General features: G+C 68.8%; 22 protein-coding genes and 1 pseudogene. 20 read left to right on the top strand and 3 right to left on the bottom strand.

Annotated elements, in window-relative coordinates; all coding sequences use genetic code 11:
* Positions 1–80: 80 nt before the first annotated feature.
* Entirely contained in the window at positions 81–1133 is a 1053-nt protein-coding gene (locus tag BM144_RS16140) for a DMT family transporter (RefSeq protein ID WP_092954347.1), read from the bottom strand.
* Between the two features lie 141 nt (positions 1134–1274).
* Between BM144_RS16140 and lgt the strand changes: the two genes are divergently transcribed.
* The 6 genes from lgt (at position 1275) to BM144_RS16110 (ending at position 8500) form a co-directional block, all read left to right on the top strand.
* On the top strand, positions 1275–2102 hold the full coding sequence (gene lgt / locus BM144_RS16135) for a prolipoprotein diacylglyceryl transferase (RefSeq protein WP_092954345.1): 828 nt from the start codon (positions 1275–1277) through the stop codon (positions 2100–2102).
* Between the two features lie 312 nt (positions 2103–2414).
* A complete protein-coding gene (locus BM144_RS16130) occupies positions 2415–3083 on the top strand; it encodes a GntR family transcriptional regulator (RefSeq protein ID WP_092954343.1) in 669 nt (222 codons plus the stop codon).
* Positions 3080–4567, top strand: a complete 1488-nt coding sequence (locus tag BM144_RS16125; protein ID WP_092954341.1) for a malonyl-CoA decarboxylase — start codon at positions 3080–3082, stop codon at positions 4565–4567. The genes BM144_RS16130 and BM144_RS16125 overlap by 4 nt, the downstream gene beginning before the upstream one ends.
* Before the next feature lie 165 nt (positions 4568–4732).
* A complete protein-coding gene (locus BM144_RS16120; protein WP_092954339.1) occupies positions 4733–5749 on the top strand; it encodes a Bug family tripartite tricarboxylate transporter substrate binding protein in 1017 nt (338 codons plus the stop codon).
* 222 nt (positions 5750–5971) lie between these two features.
* Complete coding sequence (locus tag BM144_RS16115) at positions 5972–6814, top strand: enoyl-CoA hydratase/isomerase family protein (RefSeq protein ID WP_092954337.1); 843 nt, start codon at positions 5972–5974, stop codon at positions 6812–6814.
* A 57-nt stretch (positions 6815–6871) separates the two neighbouring features.
* Positions 6872–8500, top strand: coding sequence for a malonate--CoA ligase (locus tag BM144_RS16110; protein ID WP_092954335.1), 1629 nt, complete (start codon positions 6872–6874; stop codon positions 8498–8500).
* 91 nt (positions 8501–8591) lie between these two features.
* On the opposite strand, the gene BM144_RS16105 is transcribed toward BM144_RS16110, so the two are convergent.
* On the bottom strand, positions 8592–9533 hold the full coding sequence (locus BM144_RS16105) for a LysR substrate-binding domain-containing protein (protein ID WP_245783692.1): 942 nt from the start codon (positions 9531–9533) through the stop codon (positions 8592–8594).
* A gap of 247 nt (positions 9534–9780) precedes the next feature.
* On the opposite strand from BM144_RS16105, the gene BM144_RS16100 reads away from it, so the two are divergent.
* The 7 genes from BM144_RS16100 to BM144_RS23195 all read left to right on the top strand — a co-directional run bounded on the left by BM144_RS16100 (position 9781) and on the right by BM144_RS23195 (position 16635).
* Positions 9781–11013 (top strand): metal-dependent hydrolase family protein, encoded by a 1233-nt coding sequence (locus tag BM144_RS16100; protein ID WP_092954331.1) that lies wholly within the window; start codon positions 9781–9783, stop codon positions 11011–11013.
* Positions 11014–11062: 49 nt separating this feature from the next.
* Positions 11063–12283 (top strand): ABC transporter substrate-binding protein, encoded by a 1221-nt coding sequence (locus tag BM144_RS16095; RefSeq protein WP_092954329.1) that lies wholly within the window; start codon positions 11063–11065, stop codon positions 12281–12283.
* A 79-nt stretch (positions 12284–12362) separates the two neighbouring features.
* Complete coding sequence (locus BM144_RS16090) at positions 12363–13238, top strand: branched-chain amino acid ABC transporter permease (protein WP_092954327.1); 876 nt, start codon at positions 12363–12365, stop codon at positions 13236–13238.
* Positions 13239–13251: 13 nt separating this feature from the next.
* Positions 13252–14133, top strand: a complete 882-nt coding sequence (locus BM144_RS16085; protein WP_092954325.1) for a branched-chain amino acid ABC transporter permease — start codon at positions 13252–13254, stop codon at positions 14131–14133.
* The gene (locus BM144_RS16080; RefSeq protein ID WP_092954323.1) at positions 14130–14891 is read left to right on the top strand and encodes an ABC transporter ATP-binding protein; all 762 of its coding nucleotides are present in this window, start codon (positions 14130–14132) and stop codon (positions 14889–14891) included. Before BM144_RS16085 ends, BM144_RS16080 begins: the two co-directional genes overlap by 4 nt.
* Positions 14888–15601 (top strand): ABC transporter ATP-binding protein, encoded by a 714-nt coding sequence (locus BM144_RS16075; protein ID WP_092954321.1) that lies wholly within the window; start codon positions 14888–14890, stop codon positions 15599–15601. The genes BM144_RS16080 and BM144_RS16075 overlap by 4 nt, the downstream gene beginning before the upstream one ends.
* Positions 15602–15846: 245 nt before the next feature.
* The gene (locus BM144_RS23195; protein ID WP_175526051.1) at positions 15847–16635 is read left to right on the top strand and encodes a hypothetical protein; all 789 of its coding nucleotides are present in this window, start codon (positions 15847–15849) and stop codon (positions 16633–16635) included.
* A gap of 354 nt (positions 16636–16989) precedes the next feature.
* Here BM144_RS23195 and BM144_RS16065 read toward each other — a convergent pair whose 3' ends face one another.
* Positions 16990–17436, bottom strand: a complete 447-nt coding sequence (locus tag BM144_RS16065; protein WP_092954319.1) for a universal stress protein — start codon at positions 17434–17436, stop codon at positions 16990–16992.
* Positions 17437–17580: 144 nt separating this feature from the next.
* Between BM144_RS16065 and BM144_RS16060 the strand changes: the two genes are divergently transcribed.
* The 7 genes and pseudogenes from BM144_RS16060 (at position 17581) to ccoG (ending at position 24940) form a co-directional block, all read left to right on the top strand.
* Positions 17581–19992 carry a heavy metal translocating P-type ATPase gene (locus BM144_RS16060; protein ID WP_092954317.1) on the top strand — a complete coding sequence of 804 codons (2412 nt, stop codon included), beginning with the start codon at positions 17581–17583 and terminating at the stop codon, positions 19990–19992.
* On the top strand, positions 19992–20129 hold the full coding sequence (ccoS, locus tag BM144_RS16055; RefSeq protein WP_092954315.1) for a cbb3-type cytochrome oxidase assembly protein CcoS: 138 nt from the start codon (positions 19992–19994) through the stop codon (positions 20127–20129). Before BM144_RS16060 ends, ccoS begins: the two co-directional genes overlap by 1 nt.
* Before the next feature lie 64 nt (positions 20130–20193).
* Entirely contained in the window at positions 20194–21633 is a 1440-nt protein-coding gene (ccoN, locus tag BM144_RS16050; protein WP_092954313.1) for a cytochrome-c oxidase, cbb3-type subunit I, read from the top strand.
* Positions 21634–21652: 19 nt separating this feature from the next.
* Positions 21653–22282 carry a cytochrome-c oxidase, cbb3-type subunit II gene (gene ccoO, locus BM144_RS16045; protein ID WP_092954311.1) on the top strand — a complete coding sequence of 210 codons (630 nt, stop codon included), beginning with the start codon at positions 21653–21655 and terminating at the stop codon, positions 22280–22282.
* Between the two features lie 12 nt (positions 22283–22294).
* Positions 22295–22432: pseudogene (locus tag BM144_RS16040) on the top strand (cbb3-type cytochrome oxidase subunit 3); the annotation flags it as partial.
* A 34-nt stretch (positions 22433–22466) separates the two neighbouring features.
* Positions 22467–23393 carry a cytochrome-c oxidase, cbb3-type subunit III gene (ccoP, locus tag BM144_RS16035; RefSeq protein WP_092954306.1) on the top strand — a complete coding sequence of 309 codons (927 nt, stop codon included), beginning with the start codon at positions 22467–22469 and terminating at the stop codon, positions 23391–23393.
* A gap of 98 nt (positions 23394–23491) precedes the next feature.
* Positions 23492–24940, top strand: a complete 1449-nt coding sequence (gene ccoG / locus BM144_RS16030) for a cytochrome c oxidase accessory protein CcoG (protein ID WP_092954303.1) — start codon at positions 23492–23494, stop codon at positions 24938–24940.
* Positions 24941–24995 lie beyond the last annotated feature (55 nt).

The raw sequence follows: 24995 nt of genomic DNA, 5'->3' as shown, positions 1-24995 counted from the left end.
TGTAGCAGGCACGGGGTTGCGTCGCCGCGCTCGCCCCGTCCCGGTTCGGCGCTGGCCTGCGGCGCCGCAGGGCCCGGCGGTCAGTGTCCGTGCCGGTGGTGGATGTCCGGGTAGTGCGGGTGCCGGTGCGTCAGCCTCGCGTGCCGGTGCGGGTGGCTGTGCGGCCCATCGCCTGCGGGGGCGACGGCATGTGGGTGCTGGTGGTGTTCGTCGTGCACGTGCCGGTGGCTGTGATCGAGTTCCTCGTGGGTGTGCTCGTGCTCGTGCCGCTCGCGCAGGTGCAGCCAGAGGCCCAGTGCCATCAGGAGGGCGGCGGCCCAGAAGGTGGCGGTCGGGGCCTCTCGCCAGATCGCCAGGGAGATCGCCACGCCCAGCAGCGGAGCCACCGAGAAATAGGCGCCCGTTCGCGCGGTCCCCAACGTGCGCAGCCCGACCACGAACAGCGTCAGGCTGAGCCCGTAGCCGATGAAGCCGACCCCCATGCTGGCGCCGACGGCGCTCCACGCCGGCAGGTCGCTTCCCATGGACAGGGCCAAGGCCGTGTTGCACAAGCCTGCCAGCAATCCCTTGCAGCAGGCGATGAATGCCGCGTCGTGCGTCGATACCTTCCGCGTCAGGTTGTTGTCGATACCCCAGCACAGGCACGCGGCCACCACCAGCAGGGCGCCCGCCGATGCAGTGGCGCCGCCGGGCTCCCACGACAGCAGGACCCCGCCGGCGACGATGGCCGCCATGCCCAGCACCACGTCGCGGTCGGCGTTCTCCTTGAAGACCCACCATGCGATCACGGCCGTCATCACCCCCTCGACATTGAGCAGCAGCGACGCGGTCGCGCCCGAAGTCCGGGCCAGCCCTGCCATCAGCAGGGCCGGGCCGAGCATGCCGCCGAAGAGGATGGCCCCGGCCAGCCACGGCCACTCTGGCGCCGGGACGGCCATCGCCGAGCGCGCCTCCGGACCGCCGCGCGCCACGCGCAGGCACAGGATCACGCCCAGCCCGAGGCCGCTGCCGAGGTACAGCAGCCCCGCGAGCAGCAGGGGCGGCATGTCGCCGACCAGCAGTTTCGCGAGGGGCGTGCTGGCGCCGAACAGCAAGGCAGCGAGCAGTGCGGGGGAAGCGGCGCGCAAGGACATGGATGGCCTCTCTGGGTTGGGGCGAAGGGCGGGGCAGGGGCATGGTATGCCGGGTCGGGCGGCGGTCTGCGCATCCGGAGCCTCCACGCACTGGCCTGCGCTCCGGCCGGTGCCCGCGCGGCGGGCACAATACCGGCCACCATGCTCGTCTATCCCCAAATCGATCCCGTCGCCCTGCAAATCGGGCCGCTGGCCATCCACTGGTACGGCCTCACGTACTTGGCCGCGTTCGGCCTCTTCATGTTCCTGGGCACGCGCCGGCTGCGGCACGAGCCCTATGCCTCGCTCACCGGGGCGCAGGCCTGGAGCCGAAAGGACGTGGAGGACATCCTCTTCCTGGGCGTGCTGGGCGTGGTGGCGGGCGGGCGCCTGGGCTACTGCCTGTTCTACAAGCCGGGCTACTACCTCTCGCACCCGCTGGAGATCTTCTACATCTGGCAAGGCGGCATGAGCTTCCACGGCGGCCTGCTGGGCGTGATCCTGTCGATGGTGTGGTTCGCGCGGTCGCGCCGCCGGCCGTGGCTGCAGGTGGCGGATTTCGTGGCGCCCTGCGTGCCCACCGGCCTGGCGGCCGGGCGTGTGGGCAACTTCATCAACGGCGAGCTGTGGGGGCGTTTCTCCGACCCGTCGCTGCCCTGGGGCATGGTGTTTCCGCAAAGCGGCTCGATGCTGCCGCGCCATCCCTCGCAGGTCTACCAGTTCCTGATGGAAGGCCTGCTGCTCTTCGTGCTGCTGTGGCTCTATGCGCGCCGCGAGCGCCGGCAGGGCGAGGTGGCCGCCGCGTTCCTCGTGGGCTATGGCGTGTTCCGCTTCATCGCGGAATATTTCCGCGAGCCCGATGCCTTCCTGGGCATCCTGTCGCTGGGCATGAGCATGGGCCAGTGGCTCTGCGTGCCCATGATCGTGGCAGGGGCGCTGCTCTGGGCCTGGGCGCGGCGCCAGCCGCCGGCGCCGGTGCTGTCGCGGTAGGCCCACGGGCCTGGTTCCGCCCCCCGTGGCCGGCTGCCCCGGGGCGGGGCTGCGCGACGATTTGCCGCCGGAGATGCCCGGCCGCGGCGGTGCCGGATCGCCCGTGCGTTGCACGCCCGCATCCGGCATCCCTGCTGCGCCGCCGCGCAGATGCCGCGCGAAAACCAGGCTTCCGAGGGCCACCCGGTAAAACCCCGATCTCCGTTATGGCTTGCAGGTCTTCATAATTACAGAAAATTATGCAATGCCATGGGTCTTCGTGGCTTGCATCGTTCCTTCCCCGCGGTTCGCAGAAAGGCAGGCCGGCCCCTCATGCGCGTTCCCACTGTTTCGCTGCACGCCAATGTGGCCGAGCGCCTGCGCGAATCGATCTTCGCGGGCGAATGGGCCCCCGGCAGCCTGCTGGACGAGGCGGCGCTGTGCGAGCGGCTCTCGATCTCGCGCACGCCGTTGCGCGAGGCGCTCAAGGTGCTGGTGGCCGAGGGCCTGCTGCGCCACGAACCGCGCCGCGGCTGCTTCGTGGCCGAGGTGACCGAGCGCGACCTCGACGACATCTTTCCGGTGATCGCGCTGCTCGAAGGCCGCGCCGCGCACGAGGCGACCGAGCGCGCCGGCATGGCCGACGTGGCCGCGCTGGAGGTGCTCCACCAGCGCCTGCGCGAGCACGCCGCCGCGGGACGCATCGCCGAGTACTACGCCGCCAACCACGCCATCCATGAGGCCTTCATCGTGCTGGCCGACAACCGCTGGCTCGCCCAGGCGATCGGCGACCTGCGCAAGATCCTGCGGCTCGCGCGGCTGCAGCAGCTGCACAAGCCGGGCCGGCTGCAGCAGAGCCTGGCCGAGCACCTGGCCGTGTTCGCGGCGCTGCAGCGCGGCGATGCCGAGGCCGCCGAGCAGGCCATGCGTTCCCACCTTCTCGCGCAGCGCGTGGCGCTGCGCGACATCGCCCGCCACCAACACTCCAGGATCGCCCCATGAATGCCGCTTCCGGATGGATCACGCGCAGCGTCTCGCGACTGCGCCCTGCCGACACGCAGAACCTTGATGCCGCAGGCGATCCCGGCGGCGGGGCCAAGCCCGCGGCACCGGCCGCCGCCGCAGCGCCCAAGCCGGCGCCGCCGCGCTCCACGCACGAGCGGCTGGCCGCCACGCTGCGGCGCGGCAAGGAGGCCCTGTCGCCGCGCGCGCTGCGCCGCCTGCTGGCCGACCTGCAGGAAGTGGCGGCCACCCAGGTGAGCGAGGTCGAGGGCGGGCGCCGCGCCGAGGCCGTGGCGGCCTGGTATGCCGCGGCCGAGCCGGAAGAGCGCCGCGACATGTGGCTGCTCATGTGCGAGCAGTTCGCGCCCGACGCCACCCGCTTCAAGTCGGCCCAGAAGCGCTACGAGGCGGCGGCCGGCACCGCCGACGAAGCCCATGCCGAAGTGCATCTGCGGCGCGCGCTGTCCTCGCCGCGCACGCGGCTGCTGCAGCGCTTCGCGGTGTTCCCGCAGGGCATGCGCTTTCTCGTGGACATGCGGGCCGAGCTGCTGCCGCTGCTCAAGGGCGACAAGCGGCTGCTGCCGCTCGACGCGGAACTGGAGCAGCTCTTTTCCACCTGGTTCGACGTGGCCTTCCTGGAGCTGCAGCGGCTGTCGTGGGACTCGCCCGCCTCGCTGCTGGAAAAGCTCATCAAGTACGAGGCCGTGCACGACATCCGAAGCTGGTCCGACCTGAAGAACCGGGTGCGCAGCGACCGCCGCTGCTACGGCTTCTTCCATCCGCGCCTGCCGGGCGAGCCGCTCATCTTCGTGGAAGTGGCGCTCGTGAACGAGATCTCCGGCAGCATCACGCCGCTGCTCGACGAGAGCGCCGAGCCGCTGGACATCGAGCGCGCCAACACGGCGATCTTCTATTCGATCAGCAACACGCAGACGGGCCTGCGCGGAGTGAGCTTCGGCGATTCGCTCATCAAGCACGTCGCGGAGACGCTCTCTGCCGAGTTCCCGCGGCTGCGGACCTTCGCCACGCTCTCGCCCATACCGGGTTTCCGCGCATGGTTCGGCAAGCACTGCGCGGGCATGCTCGATGCCCTGGACGACAAGCGCCGCGCCGAACTCGGCCGTGCCGTGGGCTTCGAGCCCCCGCAGGCCACGCACGTGCTGGCCGCCGCCGAGAAGGCGCTGGACCTGCCCGTGAAATCGCCGCTGCGCCAGTGGCTGCTGCAGTGCGCGGCGCGCTACCTGGGCCGCGAGCTGCAGGAGGGCCGGCCGGTGGACGCGGTGGCGCGCTTTCACCTCGGCAACGGCGCGCGCGTGGAGCGGCTCAACTGGGCGGGCGACCCTTCCTCGAAGGGGCAGAAGCAGTCCTTCGGCCTCATGGTGAATTACCTCTACGACCTGAAGCGCATCGACAAGCACCGGGGCCTGCTGGCCCAGGGCCGCGTGCCGGTGTCGGGAGACATCGAGAGCCTGTGCCGCGATTGAGCGGCGGGGCGCGGCGGGCGGGCGGGCAGGCGTGCGGCAGGGCCCCGGCGGCCACGGCCCGCGCAGGAAGTTCGGAACCGGAATAAACCAGAGTGTCCCCGGCGGCGCGCTGCCCAGGCGGTGCGCAATGCCACTTCACCACAACGACGACAGGAGACAAGACCGATGCCTTTCCACTTCGACAGCAGCCCCCACGGCGAATGGCTGCGCCGGCGCGCCATGCTGCGCGGCGCCGCCGCCACGGGCCTTGCGCTCGCCACCGGCCGCGCCTTCGCCAACGACCCGTGGCCCGCCAAGCCGGTGACGCTGGTGGTGCCGTTCCCGGCCGGCGGCGGCACCGATGCGTTCGCGCGGCCGTTCGCGGCGCAGTTCGCCAAATCCACCGGCAAGACGCTGGTGATCGACAACCGCGGCGGCGCGGGCGGCACGGTGGGCGCGAGCTTCGCGGCCAAGGCCGCGCCCGACGGCTACACGCTCTTCATGGGCGGCACGCACCACGTGATCGCGCCCTCGATGTACCCGCGGCTGGACTACGACCTCGAGCGCGACTTCGTCCCGCTCGCCCTGCTGGCCAACGTGCCGCAGGTGCTGGTGGTGAACCCGCGCACCGTGCAGGCGCCCGCGTTCCCGCAGTTCCTCGACCACGTGCGCCGCAACCCGGCCAAGCTGAACTACGCCTCGGCCGGCTCCGGCACCTCGCACCACCTCGCGGGCGAGCTGTTCAAGCTGCAGACCAACACCTTCATCACGCACATCCCCTACCGCGGCGCGGGCCCCGCGCTGCAGGACCTCATCGGCGGCAATGTGGACATGATGTTCGACGGCCTGGGTTCGTCGGCCGCGCACATCAAGGGCGGCCGCATCAAGGCGCTGATGGTCTCGGGCGCGCGCCGCAACCCGGCCTTTCCCGACGTACCCTGCGCGGCCGAGGTGGGCCTGCCGGACTACACCGTGACCACGTGGTATGGCCTCTGGGCGCCCAAGGGCACCCCGCCGGAGATGCAGGCCCGCATCGTCGAGGAGGTGCGCCGCATCGGCGCGGCCGACGAGATCAAGGCGGTCTGGGCGAAGAATGGCGCCGACTACGGCGGGCTTACGCAGGCGCAGTTCGGCACCATGGTGGGCTCGGAGGTGAAGCGCTGGGCGCAGGTGGTGAAGGCTTCGGGAGCAAAGCTGGAGTAAACCCCCCTGAGGCGCTGCGCGCCTTTCCCCCTTTTCTCGCGCTTCGCGCGGGAGGGGGGGGACGACGCCGGTGGCCCGGCGGAGCCGGTTCCACGGCGTCTGCGGGCTTGGCCTGCTCCGCGGCCATCGGACGGGTGGCGCCATGGCAGTTCACGCTTCTGCTGGCGTGGCGGTTGGTTATAAGAGAGTGGTGGTTTGGGATGGTGCAGGAAAGGACTTTGCATGGCGGGGGGTGAGATCGGGGTGGCCTGGCCGGAGAGCGGGGGAGACGGCATCGTGCGGGTCACGCTGCGGCATCCGGGGCGGCTCAATGCGATGTCGCGCGGGATGTGGCGGGATCTGCGCGCGGTGTTCCAGCGCATCCATGCGAGCCCGGCGGCGCGCTGCGTGCTGGTCGCGGGCGAGGGCGAGGCCTTCTGCGCGGGCGGCGACATTTCCGAGTACCCGGGCTTCCGGTTCGACCCTGCCAGCCTGCGCGACTTCCATGAGAACGACGTGTGGGGCGGCCTGTCGGCGATGCTCGAATGCGACGTGCCCATCGTGGCGGCCATCCGCGGCGCCTGCATGGGGGCGGGCGTGGAGATCGCGGCCTGCTGCGACGTGCGCTTCGCCGCGGCGTCGGCGCGCTTCGGGGCGCCCATCGCGCGGCTGGGTTTCCCGATGGCCCCGCGCGAGGCCGCGCTGGTCGCGCAGGCGGTGGGCGATGCGCTGGCGCGGCGCATGCTGCTGGAGGCCGCCACCGTGGGCGCCGAAGCGCTCGCGGCCCAGGGCTTCCTCGCGCAGGCGGTGCCGGACGACCAACTGGCCGATGCGGCCGCCGCCAGTGCCGCGCGCATCACGGCGCTGGCCCCGCAGGCCGCGCGCCTGAACAAGCAGACCCTGCGCGCCTGCCAGCGCATTTCAGTGCCTTTTGGCCTCCATGCCGCCGAATCCATTGAAAAGTTTGCTATAGATAATGTAGCAAACCGGGCGGCGCCCGGTTTCGATCCGTATGGCTATGCCCGCAGCGCGGAGCACCGCGAGGGCATCGCCGCCTTTCTGGAGAAGCGGCCCCCGCGGTTCTGACGCGGCGCTGCCCTCCGGTCCTTTCCATTTCCATTTCCATTGCCTGACGATCCCGATATGTCCACCCAGCCCTCCCACGCGCTCGCCCCAACCCCCGGCCTGGCCTCCGGCCCGGCCCCGGCGGAATCCGTGAACCTCTACAGCGCCCTGCGCGCGGCCTTCCCGGCCGACCTGGACGCCACGGCCGTCGAGACCTCCGCGCCCGACGGCACGCCGCTGCACTACCGCTGGGCCGATCTGGAGCACGCCAGCGCGCGCATCGCCAACCTGCTGGCCTCGCTGCACCTGCCCGAGGGCAGCCGCATTGCCGTGCAGGTGGAGAAGTCGGTCGAAGCCATGCTGCTCTACCTCGCCACGCTGCGCGCGGGCTTCGTCTTCCTGCCGCTCAACACGGCCTACCAGAGCGCCGAGATCGAATACTTCATCGGCAATGCCGAGCCGGCGGTGGTGGTGTGCACGCCGGCCAACTTCGGCTGGGTCTCCAAGATCGCCTTCACGGCCGGCACCACGCACGTGTTCACGCTGGGCGACGACCGCACGGGCACGCTGCTGGAGCGCGCGACGCACCACTCCAGCGTGCACGAGCCCGTGGAGCGCACCGCGGGCGACCTGGCCGCCATCCTCTACACGAGCGGCACCACGGGCCGCAGCAAGGGCGCCATGCTCACGCACGGCAACCTGCTGTCGAATGCGCGGGTGCTCAAGGACTACTGGGGCTGGAAGCCCGGCGACGTGCTGATCCATGCGCTGCCCATCTTCCACGTGCACGGCCTGTTCGTGGCGATCCACGGCGCGCTCATCAACGGCAGCCCGATGGTCTGGTTCTCGAAGTTCGACCCGAAGGCCGTGCTCGCGGCCATGCCGCGCGCCACCGTGTTCATGGGCGTGCCCACGCTCTACGTGCGGCTGCTGGCCGAGCCCGCGCTGAACCGCGAGACCACGGCCCGCATGCGCCTCTTCGTGGCCGGCTCCGCGCCGCTGCTGATCGAGACCTTCAAGGAATGGCAGGAGCGCACGGGCCACACCATCCTGGAGCGCTACGGCATGAGCGAGACGATCATGCTCACCTCCAACCCGTACGCCGCCGATGCGCGGCACGGCGGCCAGGACGAGCGCCGCGGCGGCACCGTCGGCTTCCCGCTGCCCGGCGTGGGCCTGCGCGTGGTGGACGATGCCGGCGAGCCCGTTCCCGCCGAGGAGATCGGCAACATCCAGGTGCAGGGGCCGAACGTGTTCCAGGGCTACTGGCGCATGCCCGAGAAGACGAAGGAGGAGTTCGCCACCGACGCGCAGGGCGGCCGCTGGTTCAAGACCGGCGACGTGGGCCGCACCGATGCGCGCGGCTACGTGCACATCGTGGGGCGCAGCAAGGACCTCATCATCTCGGGCGGCTACAACGTCTACCCGGCCGAGGTGGAGGGCTACATCAACGACATGCCCGGCGTGGCGGAAAGCGCGCTGGTGGGCGTGCCGCACCCGGACTTCGGCGAGGTGGGCGTGGCGGTGGTCATCCCCAAGCCGGGCGCGCAGCTCGACGGCGATGCGATCGTCGCCGCGCTCAAGGCGCGGCTCGCCAACTTCAAGGTGCCCAAGCGCTGCTTCGTCACCCCCGAGCTGCCGCGCAACACCATGGGCAAGGTGCAGAAGAACCTGCTGCGCGACCAGCACAAGGGGCTGTTCGGCTGAGCCTGCAGCCCCTGGCGGCTCGGGGGCGAGGCGCCTTCGAGCGAAGGGGTGGCCCTGATTGCGAATCGCGCGACGGGCCTGAAGGCCGCGTTCAATGCGCCCCCGGCGGCCAGTCTGCGCAGAAGATGCAGCCGGCCGCAGGCGCTGCGCCCACGCCCGGATCGGTGCCCGCCGCATGGTTGCAGCAGTGCTCCAGCCAGCCGCTCACCAAGCGGTACACCGAGAGATTGGTGCGGGCGGTGGGCGCGCACAGGTAGTAGCCCAGCGGGCTTTCGAACCGCCGCCCGAGCGGCTCCACCAACGAGCCGGCCTGCAGTTCGTCTTCCACGAGGCAGGTGGGGACGATGCCCACGCCGAAGCCCGACACCGCCGCGCGGATGATGAGCGAATAGAGGTTGAAGCCCGGCCCGAAGCGGCTGCCGCTGGTGTCGCACTGGTGCGCCTGCATCCAGTCGTGCCAGGCGAGCGGCACCTCGATGTGCTGCAGCAAGGTGGCGTGCTGCAAATCCTGCGGGGTGCGCAGCGGCAGCGCATCGCGCAGCTGCGGGCTGCAGACGATGCTGGTTTCCTTGCCGATCAGGTAGCGCGCGTTGGCGCTGGGCCAGTTGCCGTACCCGTACTGGATGGCCGCGTCGAACTCGTGCGGCACCGCGAAATCGTGCGCGTGCTGGTAGCGGACGAAGTTGAGCGACACCTGCGGCAGCGTGCGCTTGAAGTGCCCCAGCCGGGGGAACAGCCACTGCGCCGCGAAGGTGGGCGGCACCGAGAAGTTGAGCGCGCCGCCGCTGCCCCCATAGGACATGAGCTGCGCGGTGGCCGATTCCAGCGCCGCCATCGCCGGCCGCGTGGCGTTCAGGTAGGTGGCGCCCGCATCGGTCAGCTCCAGTCCGTTCGCCTTGCGGATGAAGAGCTTCTGGCCCAGGTAGTCCTCCAGCGATGCGATATGGCGGCTGATGGCGCTCTGCGTCACGCACAGTTCGCGCGCGGCCATCGTGAACGCGAGGTGTTTTGCCGCGGAGTGGAAAGCGTTCAATTCGGAAATCGTGGGACAGAGGCGGCGCATAGGAGGTATGAGCACTGGTCATGGGATGGTGAGATTTTAGGCATTGCGGCAGGACAGGATTGGCCCGATAAATGCACTCGATGACACCCGTAAGTCAGTTTTCTCGCTCGGAAACGGTGCCGTGCACCGAATCCGGGACGGGGTTGCCCGCAGCACAGCGCTGCAGCCAACCCCATGAGTATTTAAGAACCGCCGCCTCGTTCCAACGCCCTGCCGCATGACCTCCCTGCTGATCGAAAACAGCCACGTCCTGGACGTGCACACGCTCACCCTGCGCCCCGGCCTCTCGGTCCTGGTGGAGGGCGGGCGCATCGCCGCCGTGGGCGCCGGACTGCAGGCGCCCGAGGGTGCCACGTCGATCGACGCGAAGGGCATGACGCTCATGCCCGGCCTGATCGATTGCCACGTGCACGTGGTGGCGTCGTCGTTCAACCTGGGCACGGTGGCGAAGATGCCGAACGTGTTCACCATGCTGCGCTCGCTGCCCATCATGCGGGGCATGCTCGACCGGGGCTTCACCTCGGTGCGCGATGCGGGTGGGGCGGACTGGTCGCTCGCCGAAGCGGTGCGCACGGGACTGGTGCAGGGCCCGCGCATCTTCCCCGCGGGCAAGGCGCTGTCGCAGACCGGCGGCCATGCGGACTTCCGCCAGCGCAACGACGACCTGGACGTGTGTTCGTGCGCCTACAAGCTGGGCAACATCGGCCGCGTGGTCGATGGCGTGGATGCCTGCCGCCTGGCGGTGCGCGAGGAAATCCTCAAGGGCGCGACGCAGATCAAGGTCATGGCCTCCGGTGGCGTGGCCTCGCCCAACGACCCGATCAACAACCTGGGCTATTCCGAGGCCGAGCTGCGCGCCATCGTCGAGGAAGCCTCCAACGCCAACACCTACGTGATGGCGCATGCCTACACGCCGCGCGCCATCGCCCGCGCGGTGCGCTGCGGTGTGCGCACCATCGAGCACGGCAACCTGGTGGATGCTGCGACGGCCGACCTGATGGCCGAGGCCGGCGCCTTCATGGTGCCCACGCTCATCACCTACGAGGGCCTGGCCAGCGAGGGCGAGCGCTACGGCCTGCCGGCCGTCTCCATCGCCAAGATCGAGTCGGTGCGCGGGCAGGGCCGGCAGGCCATCGAGATCCTGGCCAAGGCCGGCGTGAAGATGGGCCTGGGCAGCGACCTGCTGGCCGAAACCCACTACCTGCAGGCCGACGAACTGCGCCTGCGCGCGGACGTGCTGGGCAACGGGCCGGTGCTGCAGCAGGCCACGCTGATCGGTGCGGAGATCCTGGGCCAGCAGGGCCAGCTGGGCGAAATCACGCCCGGCGCCATCGCCGATCTGCTGCTGGTGGACGGCAACCCGCTCACCGACATCGCCTGCCTGCTGAACCAGGGCGAGCGCATCCGCGCCATCGTCAAGGACGGCGCCTTCGTGAAAAACACGCTCTGATATCCACCCCCCCCCCCCTCGACCTGACCTGATCTGACCGGAGACCACCATGCAACGTAGAAATTTCGTCAAGCTCGGCGGCGCCGCAGCGGCCCTGCAGTGCCTTCCCTCCATCGGCTTCAGCCAGCAGGGCGAGGTGTTCCGCATCGGCTCGCTCACGCCCATCACCGGCGCGGGAAGCCCCTACGGCCCGGGCATGCAACAGGCCATCCGCCTCGCGGTGGACGAAGTGAATGCGGCCGGCGGCGCGGGCGGGCGCAAGCTCGAACTCTTCACCGAGGACGACCAGACCAAGCCCGATGCGGCGGTGCTGGCCGCCAAGAAGCTCATCGAGGTGAACAAGGTGCAGGCCGTGCTGGGCACCTGGGCCTCGGGCGTGACGCTCGCCGTGATGCCGCTCACCGACGCGGCGGGCATCATCCAGATGAACGTCTCGGGTGCGCCGGCCATCTCCACGCTGGACACCAAGGACCTGGTGTGGCGCTTCCAGGCCACCAACGACCGCTTCGGCGCGGCGTTCGCCGAGATCTGCACCAAGCGCGGCTTCAAGCGCCCGGCCACCATGGCGTTCAACAACGCCTCGGGCCTGGGCAACGTGGAAGGCTTCACGCGGGTGTGGGAGAAGCGCGGCGGCAAGGTGGCGGCGCACGTCACGTACGAGCCCAGCCGCCCGAGCTACCGCAGCGAACTGCAGAAGATCCTGGCGGCCAAGCCCGACGTGATCGTGATGGGCTCCTACCTGCCCGACACCACCATCATCCTGCGCGAATGGTTCCAGTCCGGTGCGGACAACAAGTGGGTCATCCCCGGCTGGGCCGCCAATCCCGATCTGGTGAAGGCCCTGGGCCCGGAGGTGTGCGAGGGCATCATCTCGGTGGAGACCGTCTCCAACGAGAAGAGCACCTCGTATGCGCAGTTCGACGCGGCCTTCACCAAGGCCACCGGCAAGCCGGCCTCCACCAACATCTATGCCGCCATGGCCTACGACATGGTGATCTCGCTCGCGCTGGCCATGGAAGCGGCCGGCCCCAAGGCCACGGTGGAGCAGGTCAACGCCAAGCTGCGCGAAGTCTCCAACGCGCCCGGCACCGCCGTGTATTCGTTCGCCGAGGGCAAGGCGCAGCTCGGCAAGAAGGCCAAGGTGAACTACGAGGGCGCCTCCAGCAAGCTGGACTTCGACAAGTTCGGCGACGCCACGCCCGATTTCGGCGTGTTCGTCATCGAGAAGGGCCAGCTGGTGCGCCGCGACGTGGTGTCGATCACGATGTGATCGCGCATGCCGAGGGCGGCCGCGGTGGCGGCGCCTTCGGCCTTCATTTGCCAAGGCGGGACCTGCACGAGATGACGCAATGACCTGGATCGATTTCGCAAACCTGTTGATCAATGGATTGATCGAAGGCCTGGTGGTGGCGTTGCCCGCGCTGGCCATGACGCTGGTGATGGGCGTCAACCGCTTCCCCAATGCGGCCACCGGCGACCTGCTCACCACCGGCGCCTATGCGGCCGTGGCCGTGCAGATGCTGGGCGGCGTGCCGCTCTGGCTGGCGGCGCTGGCGAGCGTGGCCGTCACGGCCGCCGTTTCGGCCGGGTCGTACCAGCTGATCTTCCGCAAGCTGGTGGGGCGGCCCATGGTGGCCTCCATGCTGGCGGCCATCGGGCTGGGCTTCCTGTTGCGCAGCCTGATCTCGTTCTTTGCCGGGCACGACCAGCGCACCTTCGACATGCCGCTGGTGCGCGCGTGGAACTTCGGCGGCATCCGCATCCTGCCCACCGACCTGCTCATCGCGGCCATCGCTGCGGCCTGCCTCGCGGTGGTGTTCGTGCTGATCTACCGCACCAGCTTCGGCCGCCAGCTGCGGGCCGTGGCCGACAGCGCCGACCTGGCGCGCGCCAGCGGCATCCGCGCCGGGGGTCTCATGCTGTGCCTGTGGCTGCTGGTGGGCGCGCTGTCTTCCATCGGCGGGGTGCTGCTGGGGATGAAAGCCATCGTCACGCCCGAGATGGGATGGGAGAGCCTGATCCCCGCATTCGCCGCGATGGTGCTGGGGGGCATCGGCAGCCCGCTGGGGGCGGTGCTGGGCGCGTTGCTGCTGTGCGTGGTGCAGGAGCTGTCGGTGCCGCTGCTCGGGCCGTCGTACAAGCTCGTGCTGTCGTTCGTGGTGCTGGCGCTGGTGCTGCTGTTGCGCCCTGCCGGCATCCTGGGCCGCGTGCAACTGGTGCGCTGAAGGGGGCCGATCCATGATTGCTTATCTCTGTGCCATCGGCATCGTCGCGCTCATCTACTGCCTGCTGGCGCTGGGGCTGAACCTGCAGTTCGGGTTGACCCGGCTCGTGAATTTCGGCGTGGTGGCGTTCTTCGCGGTGGGTGCCTACACCTCGGGGCTGCTGTCGCTCCAGGGCGTTCCGCTGGTGGTGTGCTTCATCGCGGCGGGCGTGCTGTCGGGCCTGCTGGCGCTGCCCATCGGCCTGCTGTCGCTGCGGCTGCGCGACGACTACCTGGCCATCGTCACGCTCGGCTTCTCCGAGGCGGTGCGCATCACCATCCAGCAGGAAAGCTGGCTGACGAAGGGCGTGCAGGGCCTGCCGGGCCTGCCGAAGCTGTTCGCGGGGTGGGGCGGCGGCATGTCCGACGTGGCCATCTTCACGGTGCTGGCCGTGATCGTGGGCGGGGTGTGCTGGGGCACGGTGCGGCTCACGCGCAGCCCCTTCGGCCGCCTGCTCAAGGCCATCGGCGACGACGAGGCCGCGCTGTCGGCGCTGGGCAAGGACCCGGCGCGCTTCAAGGTGCAGGTGTTCATGCTGGGGGCGGCGCTGGCCGGCGTGGCGGGCGCGTTCTACGCGCACTTCATCACGTTCATCACGCCGGAGCAGTTCATACCGCTCATCACCTTCTATGTGTGGATGGGGCTCGTCATGGGCGGGTCGGGCTCGGTGCGCGGCGCCATGTTCGGCTCGCTGCTGCTGATGGTCTTCCTCGAAGGCTCGCGCTTCGCCAAGGACTGGGTGCCCGGCGTGTCGGAGGTGGGCATGGCGAGCCTGCGGCTGGCGGCCGTGGGGCTGGCGCTGATCCTGGTGACGCTCTACCGGCCCCATGGCCTGTTCGGAGGCAAGGCGAAATGAGCATGCTCAAAGTGGAAGCCGTGACCCGGCTGTTCGGCGGCTTCAAGGCCGTGGACGGCGTCTCGCTGCAACTGGCCGAACGGGAGATCCTGGGCATCGCCGGCACCAACGGCGCAGGCAAGAGCACGCTGTTCGCGGCCATCGCGGGCCAGCAGCCGGCCGACCTCGGGCGCATCACGTTCGATGGGCAGGACATCACCCGCATGCCGCCGTACCGGCGCGCGCGCATGGGCCTCGTGCGCACCTTCCAGATCCCGCGGGAGTTCAAGAGCCTGACGGTGCACGAGAACCTCATGGCCGCAGCCGCCAACCCGCAAGGCGAACGGCTGGTGAACGCCTTCTTCCAGACCCGCGGCCTGCGCGCGCACGAGCCGCAGTTGGCCGCCAAGGCCGACGGCATCCTGCAGTTCCTGAACCTGGCGCGCGTGCGCGACGTGCCGGCCGGCGGGTTGTCGGGCGGCCAGAAGAAGCTGGTGGAACTGGGCCGCGTGCTCATGCTCGACCCGCGCTGCATCCTGCTGGACGAACCCTTCGCGGGCGTGAACCCCGTGCTGATCGAAGAAATCTGCGACCGCGTGCGCGAACTGCAGGGCCGGGGCATCGCCTTCATCGTGATCGAACACCACCTGCAGGCGCTCAAGGCGCTGTCGCACCGGATGATCGTGATGGACCGGGGCCGCATCCTGGCCGAGGGCGACCCGCACGGTGTGCTGGACGACCCGCGCGTGCAGGAAGCCTACATGGGAGGAGTGGTATGAGCGAAGCAGGCAACCTGCTGCAGATCGGGCAATTGCGCGGAGGGTACTCGGACGTGGACATCATCCACGGCATCGACCTGTCCGTGGCGCCGGGGCAGATCGTCACGATTGCCGGCACCAACGGCGCGGGCAAGTCCACGCTGGTGAAGGCGCTGCTGGGCCTGCTGCCGCGCGTGGAGGGCCGCATCCACCTGGACGGGCGCGACATCACCCGCCTGTCGGCCGAGGACCGCTTCGACGCGGGCCTGGCCTATGTGCCGCAGGTGGCCAACGTCTTTCCCTCGCTCACCGTGCGCGAGAACCTGCTGGTGGTGCGCGGCGTGCCCCACGTCAGACGCCGCATGGACGAGGTGCTGGCCGACTTTCCCGCACTGGTGGAGCGCCTGCCGCAGCCCGCCAGCAACCTCTCGGGCGGGGAACGCCAGCAGCTGGCTTTTGCCCGCGCGCTGATGCCGTCGCCACGCATCATGGTGCTGGACGAGCCCACGGCCGCGCTGGCGCCGTCGCTGGTGGGCAAGGTGTTCGACATGGTGCAGACGCTGCCAGCGGCCGGCGTGGCGGTGCTCATGGTGGAGCAGCGCGCGCGGCAGGCGCTCACCATCAGCCAGCAGGGCTACATCCTGGACCAGGGGCGCTGCGTGCTGAGCGGGCCCGCGCGCGGCCTGCTGGAAGACCAGCGCATGGCGCAGCTCTATCTGGGCAACCATTGAGATGTTGGAGGGGCGACTGACGAGGAATGACGCGTTTGCTCAGTCATGGAGGTTCATCGACATGTTCGAATTCCTGCAGGCCGGCCAGCGCGCAGGGGGTGAAATCGCCGTGCGAAACGTGCTCTCTGATTCGGATTCAGTGACGGTGTTTCGCATGTGCGTTGCGGGGCTGCAGAAGTTCTTCGAGCATCGCTCACAGGTTTCTCTGGCTTTTCGCAAGTCGCATCGCTGTGCCAAGGCTTTCCATGCCCCGAACTGTTTTGTCCGTCCATGCCACCTTCCAAAATATGCAGCCGTTTGGGGCAGGCGATGATTCGCCATCGCCCGGCAGCCGAAAGACCGGGCAGGAAATGCCCAAAAATCAACGACTGGATGGTTTGGCGCCGCGTTCAACCAAAGCACTGATGCCGTCAGTGGCAAGCGAGCGGCAAGTGAACGCTTCTGCTCGCGAGTTTGCAATGTTTCATGCCTTGCAGCCAGGACCAGCCGACATGTCTCCGGGTGACTTGGGAGCGCGAATCGGCTCAGGCAGTCAAAAGGATGTGTTTCTCCTGAGAGGTCGGCCTGGTGCTTGTGTTGCACTGATCCGCCAGGAGGCAATCGGGCATTTCGATACCCCGCTCTCGCATGCGCAACGAGAGATGGGAGCGCTCTTGCATTTGAAATCGCGGGGATTTAGAACTGTGGAGGTCTATTCACTTGTGCGCGTCGGCGGCAAGATCGGAATCGAGCAGGCCTATTTGCCCCGTGTGAAGAACTCAGCAGATATCGTGGCGTCTGGGGGCGTGGTGCCAGAGGGCAGATATCTCACGGCAGTGACTGTGAGTGACTGCGATGCCAATATATCGACGCTCCGGGAAACCAACACCGTAGTGGATGATCTGCAGTTCTTGGTCGAAGAGTCGGGGTCCATGCACATTACGGATCCGCGTGCGGTTTTCACTGGGGACCCATCCAAGAGCGTGGGATCCGTCAAGGCTCTGCGGGGCTTGGCCCTGTCCGCTATTCTTCCCTCGGACGACGAGAGCGATTGACCATTTTCATGGGGGAACGTGGCTGGCCGCAGGTGGCCGTCGTTCGACTGCGTATGCATGCCGGCTCATGGGCGAGCCTACTTCAAGTCTGGGAGTCAGATGGGTTGCTGGACGGGCCTACGGCCGCGCTCGCGTCTTCGTTCGTGGGCAGGGTCTTCTGCACGATGTAGAAGATTTCGGCCGCTGGCTTGGCGATGCTCATGGTGAAACAGCGTGCGTGCCATGCGTTCATGCGCAGCCAGCAGGGCCATATTTGTATGCTTCAGTTCTGTCTGGGTAACCATTGAGGGCGTTTCCCAGGGAGGCATCCTGCTCTCTGTGCAAATGCGCGCTATGGCCGCCACGGGCGGCGCGTCAGCGCAGCACGAGCACCGGCACCTGCGAATGCGTCAGCACATGCTGCGTCTCGCTGCCCAGCAGCAGGCGCTTGAGGCCCTTGCGGCCGTGCGACGCCATCACGATCAGATCGCACCGCTGCTTGGTGGCCGCCGCGATGATGGCTTCGGCCACCAGGTCCGACTTGGCGACCAGCGCCTTCACCTTCACGCCCTGGGCTGCGCCCTGCGCACGGATGCCGTCCACGAGCGCCTGGGCCTGCGCGGCCCACTCGCCTTCGATGCGGCGCGCCTCGGCGGCATCCACGGGCGACCCGCCCTCGAAATAGCTGCGCGGATAGCGCGGCACGACCTTGAGCACCATGGCCTGGCCACCCGCGAGCCGGGCGAGGCAGAGCCCGTGCTCCACCGCCTTGGCGGACAGATCGGAACCATCGGTGGCAATGAGAATGCGCTGGTAGGGCATCGGTAACCTCCTCGGGGATTGGGGTGTCGGGGGCCGCCTGTCGCAACCGGGCGTTGGCGGTGCCGGCAGGGTAGGGCGACGCCGCGGCCGATGTCTTGACATGGGTCAATGTGGGCCGGGGCGATGCGCCCTAGCCTCCAGGCCATGATGTCCGAAACCTCCGCGCCCCTGCCACCGGTCGATCCCGGGGCAGTGTCCGCGCTGCTCGACGATCCGCAGGAATGGCCCGCCTTCGGCCGGCCCCGACCCGCGCAGGAGGGCGTGCCCGGCAGTGCCGCGGAAGACGCGGCAGCCGGCATCTGGGAATCGCATGTAGTGCTGGGCGGCATGCACTGCGCAGCGTGCGCGCTCACCGTGGAAGACGCGCTGCGCGGCGTGCCCGGCGTGCTGCAGGCGGACGTGAGCGCGGCCACCCACCGCGCGCGCGTGGTGTGGGATGCGCGGCGGGTCCGCCCGTCGGGCTGGATGGCCGCCGTGGCGGGCGCGGGCTATCCTGCGCTGCCGGCCCTGGACGCCTTCGCACGCGAGCAGCGCCAGCGCGGGCAGCGCCGCGCGCTCTGGCGCTGGCTGGTGGCGGGCTTTTGCATGATGCAGGTGATGATGTACGCGTGGCCCGCGTACGTGGCGCAGCCCGGGGATCTTTCCGCCGAGATGGAGCGGCTGCTGCGCTGGGCGTCGTGGGTCATCACGCTGCCGATGATGATCTTCTCGTGCGGGCCGTTCTTTTCGAGCGCGCTGCGCGATCTGCGGCTGCGCCGCGTGAGCATGGACCTGCCCGTGGCGCTGGGCATGGGCATCACCTTCGTCGTCAGCACGGCGGGCACCTTCGAGCCGTCCGGCGTCTTCGGGCGCGAGGTCTACTACGACTCGCTCACCATGTTCGTGTTCTTCCTGCTCACGGGGCGGTGGCTGGAAGGGCGCCTGCGCGACCGTACGGCAGGGGCGCTCGAAGCGGTGATGAACCGGTTGCCCGACAGCGTGGAGCGCTGCGGCGAGGACGGTGCCTTCACGCGCGTGGCCGTGCGCCGGCTGGCCGCGGGCGACCGCATCCGCGTGCTGCCGGGCGAGGCCTTCCCGGCCGATGGCCGCATCGAGCGCGGCAGCACGCAGGTGGACGAGGCGCTGCTCACGGGCGAATCGACGCCGTTGCCCCGGGCCGAAGGCGACGCGGTGGCCGCAGGCAGCTACAACCTGCGCTCGCCGGTGGAGGTGTGCGTGGAGCGCGTGGGCGGCACCACCCGCTTTGCCGAGATCGTGGCCCTGATGGAGGCGGCCTCCGCGCAGAAGCCCCGCCTCGCGCAGCTGGCGGACCGCATCGCGCGGCCCTTCCTCGTCGGCGTGCTCATGGCTGCGGTGCTGGCCGCCGCCTGGTGGTGGCCGCGCGACCCCGAACACGCGCTCATGGTCGCGGTGGCCGTGCTCATCGTGACCTGCCCCTGCGCACTGTCGCTGGCCACGCCGGTGGCCATGCTCACGGCCGCGGGTGCACTGGCCCGCGAAGGCGTGCTGGTGCGCAACCTGCAAGGCCTGGAAGCGCTCGCCGCGGTGGACACGGTGGTGTTCGACAAGACCGGCACGCTCACGCGCGACGGCATCGAGATCTCCGCGGTGCACCCGGCAGAGGGCTTCTCGCACGCGGAGGCCCTGGCGCTGGCCGCGGCGCTGGCGCGGCATTCGCTGCACCCGCTCTCTCGCGCGCTCGTGGATGCGGCCGGTGCCTTGCCAGACACGGCTGTGCGGTGGCGGCTGAGCGACGTGCGCGAGGTGGCCGGCCAGGGGCTGGTGGCCCGCGTGGTCGATGGCGAGGGCCGGCACGCACCGGCCACGCTGCGGCTGGGCAAGCCGCACGGCGCGGCGGACTCCGGCGTCCAGCAGATCGCGCTGTGCGCCGACCCGGTGGAGGAGGGCGGCATCGGCGCGGCAGGTACCGGCTGGCCGGCCGAAGTGGCGCGTTTTGATTGGCGCGAAGACCTGCGGGCCGACGCCGCGGGCGTGGTGCGCCGCCTGCGCGCGGCCGGCGTCGCGGTCGAGCTGCTGTCTGGAGACCGGCCCGAGGCCGTGGCGCGTGTGGCCGAGAGCGCGGGCATCGATGCCGCGCGCGGCGACTGCTCTCCGCAGGACAAGCTCGCGCGCATGCGGGCCTTGCAGGCCGAGGGCCGCCGCGTGGCGATGGTGGGCGACGGGCTCAACGATGGGCCCGTGCTCGCAGGAGCGCACGTGTCGTTCGCGTTCGGGCGCGCGGTGCCGCTGGCACGGTCGCGTTCGGACTTCGTGGTGATGGGCGACCGGTTGGCACTGGTGGAGCGCAGCGTGCAACTGGCGCGCCGCACGCTGCGCGTGGTGCGACAGAACCTTGCCTGGGCCGCCGCCTACAACGCGCTGTGCGTGCCGCTGGCCGTGGTGGGCTGGATGCCCGCGTGGCTGGCCGGCCTGGGGATGGCGCTCAGCTCCCTGCTGGTGGTGGCGAACGCCGCCCGGCTCGCGCGCGCCCCGCGCACCACCGTGCCTGAGGGGCCTGCAGCCCCTGCCGCGCAGCCCTACCTGGGAGCCGTGTGATGGACATCCTGTACCTGCTGATTCCGCTCTCGGTGGTGCTCGTGCTGCTCATCCTCGTCGGGCTCTGGTGGGCCATCGACCGGGGGCAATTCGAGAACGTCGAGCAAGAAGGCGAACGCATTCTTCGGGACGATTGACGCTCGTCAAAGGCTTCCCGATCCCCCCTCGTCAAAATTTGTAAGCAATATAAAGAGGTGCCCGATGGATTCTTCTGTCTCGAATGCCGCGCACTACAACGACACGGTCGTGCGGCAGTTTTCAATCATGGCCGTCGTGTGGGGCGTGGTCGGCATGCTGGTGGGCGTGATCATCGCCGCGCAGCTCGCCTGGCCCGAACTCAACTTCGGTATCCCATGGCTCAGCTATGGCCGCCTGCGGCCGCTGCACACCAACGCGGTGATCTTCGCGTTCGGCGGCTGCGCGCTGTTCGCCACCAGCTACTACGTGGTGCAGCGCACGGGGCAGGTCCGTCTCTTCGCGGGCCGGCTCGCGTCGTTCACGTTCTGGGGATGGCAGGCGGTCATCGTGGCCGCGGCCATCAGCCTGCCGCTGGGCTACACCACCGGCAAGGAATACGCCGAGCTGGAATGGCCCATCGACATCCTGATCACGCTGGTGTGGGTGTCCTATGCCATCGTGTTCTTCGGCACGGTGGGCAAGCGCCGCGTGCGGCACATCTACGTGGCCAACTGGTTCTTCGGCGGCTTCATCCTTGCGGTGGCGCTACTGCACGTGGTCAACAGCGCGGAAGTGCCCGCGGGCTGGATGAAGAGCTACTCGGCCTATGCGGGCGTGCAGGACGCCATGGTCCAGTGGTGGTACGGCCACAATGCCGTGGGCTTCTTTCTCACGGCCGGGTTCCTGGGAATGATGTACTACTTCATCCCGAAGCAGGCCGGCCGTCCGGTGTATTCGTACCGCCTGTCGATCGTGCACTTCTGGGCGCTGATCTTCACCTACATGTGGGCCGGCCCCCACCACCTGCACTACACCGCGCTGCCCGACTGGACGCAGTCCGTGGGCATGGTGTTCTCCCTGATCCTGCTGGCCCCCAGCTGGGGCGGGATGATCAACGGCGTGATGACGCTCTCGGGCGCCTGGCACAAGCTGCGTGAAGACCCCATCCTGCGCTTCCTGATCGTGTCGCTGTCGTTCTACGGCATGGCCACGTTCGAAGGCCCGATGATGTCCATCAAGACGGTCAACGCGCTGAGCCACTACACGGACTGGACCGTGGGCCATGTGCACGCCGGCGCGCTCGGCTGGGTCGGCCTCATCACCATGGGCTCGCTCTACTACCTCGTGCCGCGCCTGTTCGGCCGCGAAAAGATGCACTCCATCAAGGCGATCGAGCTGCATTTCTGGCTGTCCACCATCGGCATCGTGCTCTACATCGCCGCGATGTGGATCGCCGGCGTCATGCAGGGCCTGATGTGGCGCGCGGTCAATGCCGACGGCACGCTCACCTACACCTTCGTGGAGAGCGTGAAGGCCACCTATCCGTTCTACGTCATCCGTTTCTCCGGCGGGCTGCTGTACCTGGGCGGCATGCTGGTGATGGCCTGGAACGTCTGGAAGACCGCCATGGCCGGCCGCTCGGTCAAGGTGCAGATCCCGGTCGTGAGCCCGGCCCACGCCTGAAACCCGAGGAGCGCATTCCATGTCCGACAACACCAAAGCTTCCACCGGTTTCTCCCACGAGAAGATCGAGACCAACAACTTCCTCATGATCGTGCTGATCGTGCTGGTGGTTGCCGTGGGCGGTCTCGCGGAGATCGTTCCGCTGTTCTTCCAGAAGTCCACCACCGAGCCGGTGAACGGCGTGCAGCCGTACACGGCGACGCAACTGCTCGGCCGCGACATCTATCTGCGCGAGGGCTGCTACAACTGCCATTCGCAGATGATCCGGCCCTTCCGCGCCGAGACGCTGCGCTATGGCCACTACTCGGTGGCCGGCGAGTTCGTCTACGACCACCCGTTCCAGTGGGGCAGCAAGCGCACGGGTCCCGACCTGCACCGCGTGGGCGGAAAGTACAGCGACGAGTGGCACCGCATCCACCTGAACAACCCGCGCGACGTGGTGCCCGAGTCCAACATGCCTGCCTACCCCTGGCTGGAGAAGACCGCGGTGGACCCCGCCGTTGCGGCACCCCGCATGAAGGCGCTGCGCACCGTCGGCGTGCCCTACACCGACGAGCAGATCGACGGTGCGGCCGCCGAAGTCAAGGGCAAGACCGAGATGGACGTGCTCGTGGCCTATCTGCAGGTCATGGGGCGTGCGCTCAAGTAACGGGAGACGGCCATGGACATCACCACGGTGCGCATCATCGCCACGCTGGTCTCCTTCGCCTGCTTCATCGGGATCCTGGTCTGGGCGTTCTCGCGCCGCAACCGGGCCCGCTTCGACGAAGCGGCGCAACTGCCGTTCGCCGAGCAGGACGCTCCCCTGAACTCTTTCAAGAACGAGAAGAACCATGAGTGACTTCACCCACAATTTCTGGTCGGTGTACGTCGCCGGACTGACCATCGTCGGCATCGTCGGGTGCCTCCTCCTGCTGTGGATCACGTCGCGCAAGAAGGCCGTGCCGCGCGCGGACAACACGACGGGCCACGTCTGGGACGGCGACCTCACCGAGATGGACAACCCCATGCCGCGCTGGTGGATGTGGCTGTTCGTCATCACCATCGTGTTCGGCCTGGGCTACCTGGCCGCCTATCCGGGCCTGGGCCGCTTCACCGGGCAGCTCGGCTGGTCGCAGCACGGCGAGTACGAGGCCGAGATGGCCAAAGCCAAGGCGGAACTGGAGCCCCTCTATGCGCGCTTTGCCGCGATGACCACCGAGCAGGCAGCCGCCGACCCCGAGGCCATGGCCATCGGCGAGCGCCTCTTCATGAACAACTGCGCGCAGTGCCACGGCTCCGACGCACGCGGCAGCAAGGGATTTCCCAACCTGGCCGACAACGACTGGCTGCACGGCGGTGCGCCGGCCAACATCCGCGAGACGCTGGAGAAGGGCCGCATCGGCACCATGCCTCCGATGGCGGCTGCAGTGGGTACGCCGGAAGAGGTGCGCAACCTCGCGCACTACGTGCTGAGCCTTTCGGGCAGCCCGCACGACTCGCTGCGGGCCTCGCTGGGCAAGACGAAGTTCACGGCCTGCGCGGCCTGCCACGGCATGGACGGCAAGGGCAACACCGCCTTGGGCGCGCCCAACCTGACCGACGACATCTGGCTGCACGGCTGGGGCGAGGCCGCCATCGTGTCCATGATCAACAACGGCAAGGTGAACCAGATGCCGGCCCAGGCCGACAAGCTGACCGAAGCGCAGATCGGCGTGCTCGCCGCCTACGTCTGGGGACTGTCCAACAAGCCGGGCGCCACCGGCACGGCGGTGCGCTGAACCGCTGAACGTATCCCGCGGGGCGGTGCCGGCCGGCGCGCCGCCCCAGCGGAGGATCTTTCGACAAGACGACCGGCCAGCGACAAAGCAGACCCACCATGAAGCCACCTGACGGGAAGCCACGCAAGGTCATTCCGATCTCACCCGTGCCGGCGGACGGCGCATCGGCCCAGGCCGAAGTCGTCTCGCTCTACGAGGCCCAGAAGAAGATCTACCCGCGGTCCATCTCCGGCGTGTTCGCGCGCTGGCGGTGGGCCATGGTCTTTCTCACGCAACTGGTCTTCTACGGCCTGCCCTGGCTGGAGTGGGGCCAGCGGCAGATGGTGCTGTTCGACCTGGGCGCGCGGCGCTTCTACATCTTCGGACTGGTGCTCTACCCGCAGGATTTCATCTACCTGACGGGCCTGCTGATCATCTCGGCCCTCTCGCTGTTCCTCTTCACGGCCGTGGCCGGCCGGCTGTGGTGCGGCTTCGCCTGCCCGCAGACCGTCTACACCGAGATGTTCATGTGGATCGAGCACAAGGTCGAAGGCGACCGGAGTGCCCGCCTGCGGCTGGACAACGGCCCGTGGACGTTCGAGAAGGTGCGCAAGAAGAGCCTCAAGCAGTTCCTCTGGATCGCGGTGTCGGCCTGGACGGGGTTCACCTTCGTCGGGTACTTCGTGCCCATCCGTGAGCTGGGTGCCGAGCTGCTCGCGCTGCAGGGCTCCTGGCAACTCTTCTGGGTGGTCTTCTACGGCTTCGCCACCTATGGCAACGCAGGCTTCCTGCGCGAGCAGGTCTGCAAATACATGTGCCCGTATGCGCGCTTCCAGAGCGCCATGTTCGACAAGGACACCCTGGTCGTCACCTACGACGAGCTGCGCGGCGAGCCGCGCGGCCCGCGCAACAAATCGGTGGACCACCGTGCCAAGGGCCTGGGCGACTGCATCGATTGCACGCTGTGCGTGCAGGTCTGCCCGGTGGGCATCGACATCCGCAACGGTTTGCAGTACGAATGCATCGGCTGCGGCCTCTGCGTGGATGCCTGCAACACCGTGATGGACAAGATGAAGTACCCGCGCGGCCTCATCCGCTACTCCACGCAGAACGGCGTGGCGAACCGCTGGACCCAGTCGCAGATGCTGCGGCGCGTGCTGCGCCCGCGCGTCCTGATCTACACGGCGGTGCTGGTGGCGCTGTGCGTGGGCATGCTCGCGAGCCTCATGGTGCGCACACCGCTCAAGGTGGACGTGGTGCGCGACCGCGCGGCGCTGTCGCGCATCGTGGCCGGCGGTCGGCTGGAGAACGTCTATCGCCTGCAGATCATGAATGCCACCGAGGCGCCGCAGCGGTACCGCATCTCGGCCTCCGGCCTCGACGGTGTCGCCGTGGCTTCCGAGCCCGAGGTGGACATCGCCGCCGCGCAGTCGCGCTGGGTGGCCGTGCGCCTGCAGATCCCCTATGGATCGGCCCCTCCGGGATCGCACACGGTGGCGTTCGATATCGAGGCGCTGGAAGCCGGCGCCCACGTCCGGGAGAAATCGATCTTCCTCGTGCCGCGGTGACGCGGCGCCGGTTGGTGTTATTCAGTATGGTGTGCCCCATCGCCGCATGGTGTGA

Origin of the sequence: Paracidovorax konjaci (assembly GCF_900112675.1) — a bacterium.
In the GTDB taxonomy this organism is placed as follows: Bacteria; Pseudomonadota; Gammaproteobacteria; order Burkholderiales; family Burkholderiaceae_C; genus Paracidovorax; species Paracidovorax konjaci.
Note: the sequence above shows the minus strand (reverse complement) of the source record. Positions and strands in the feature narration are given on the sequence as shown.

Bases quoted from the DNA above. Each gene is read 5' to 3' on its own strand.
- BM144_RS16095 (WP_092954329.1), top strand. From the start codon at position 11,063: ATGCAACGTAGAAATTTCGTCAAGCTCGGCGGCGCCGCAGCGGCCCTG.
- BM144_RS16130 (WP_092954343.1), top strand. From the start codon at position 2,415: ATGCGCGTTCCCACTGTTTCGCTGCACGCCAATGTGGCCGAGCGCCTG.
- BM144_RS16140 (WP_092954347.1), bottom strand. From the start codon at position 1,133: ATGTCCTTGCGCGCCGCTTCCCCCGCACTGCTCGCTGCCTTGCTGTTC.
- BM144_RS16100 (WP_092954331.1), top strand. From the start codon at position 9,781: ATGACCTCCCTGCTGATCGAAAACAGCCACGTCCTGGACGTGCACACG.
- BM144_RS16085 (WP_092954325.1), top strand. From the start codon at position 13,252: ATGATTGCTTATCTCTGTGCCATCGGCATCGTCGCGCTCATCTACTGC.
- BM144_RS16080 (WP_092954323.1), top strand. From the start codon at position 14,130: ATGAGCATGCTCAAAGTGGAAGCCGTGACCCGGCTGTTCGGCGGCTTC.
- BM144_RS16125 (WP_092954341.1), top strand. From the start codon at position 3,080: ATGAATGCCGCTTCCGGATGGATCACGCGCAGCGTCTCGCGACTGCGC.
- BM144_RS16090 (WP_092954327.1), top strand. From the start codon at position 12,363: ATGACCTGGATCGATTTCGCAAACCTGTTGATCAATGGATTGATCGAA.
- lgt (WP_092954345.1), top strand. From the start codon at position 1,275: ATGCTCGTCTATCCCCAAATCGATCCCGTCGCCCTGCAAATCGGGCCG.
- BM144_RS16060 (WP_092954317.1), top strand. From the start codon at position 17,581: ATGATGTCCGAAACCTCCGCGCCCCTGCCACCGGTCGATCCCGGGGCA.
- ccoS (WP_092954315.1), top strand. From the start codon at position 19,992: ATGGACATCCTGTACCTGCTGATTCCGCTCTCGGTGGTGCTCGTGCTG.
- ccoG (WP_092954303.1), top strand. From the start codon at position 23,492: ATGAAGCCACCTGACGGGAAGCCACGCAAGGTCATTCCGATCTCACCC.
- ccoN (WP_092954313.1), top strand. From the start codon at position 20,194: ATGGATTCTTCTGTCTCGAATGCCGCGCACTACAACGACACGGTCGTG.
- BM144_RS16120 (WP_092954339.1), top strand. From the start codon at position 4,733: ATGCCTTTCCACTTCGACAGCAGCCCCCACGGCGAATGGCTGCGCCGG.
- BM144_RS16075 (WP_092954321.1), top strand. From the start codon at position 14,888: ATGAGCGAAGCAGGCAACCTGCTGCAGATCGGGCAATTGCGCGGAGGG.
- BM144_RS16110 (WP_092954335.1), top strand. From the start codon at position 6,872: ATGTCCACCCAGCCCTCCCACGCGCTCGCCCCAACCCCCGGCCTGGCC.
- BM144_RS16065 (WP_092954319.1), bottom strand. From the start codon at position 17,436: ATGCCCTACCAGCGCATTCTCATTGCCACCGATGGTTCCGATCTGTCC.
- BM144_RS23195 (WP_175526051.1), top strand. From the start codon at position 15,847: ATGCCCCGAACTGTTTTGTCCGTCCATGCCACCTTCCAAAATATGCAG.
- ccoP (WP_092954306.1), top strand. From the start codon at position 22,467: ATGAGTGACTTCACCCACAATTTCTGGTCGGTGTACGTCGCCGGACTG.
- ccoO (WP_092954311.1), top strand. From the start codon at position 21,653: ATGTCCGACAACACCAAAGCTTCCACCGGTTTCTCCCACGAGAAGATC.
- BM144_RS16115 (WP_092954337.1), top strand. From the start codon at position 5,972: ATGGCGGGGGGTGAGATCGGGGTGGCCTGGCCGGAGAGCGGGGGAGAC.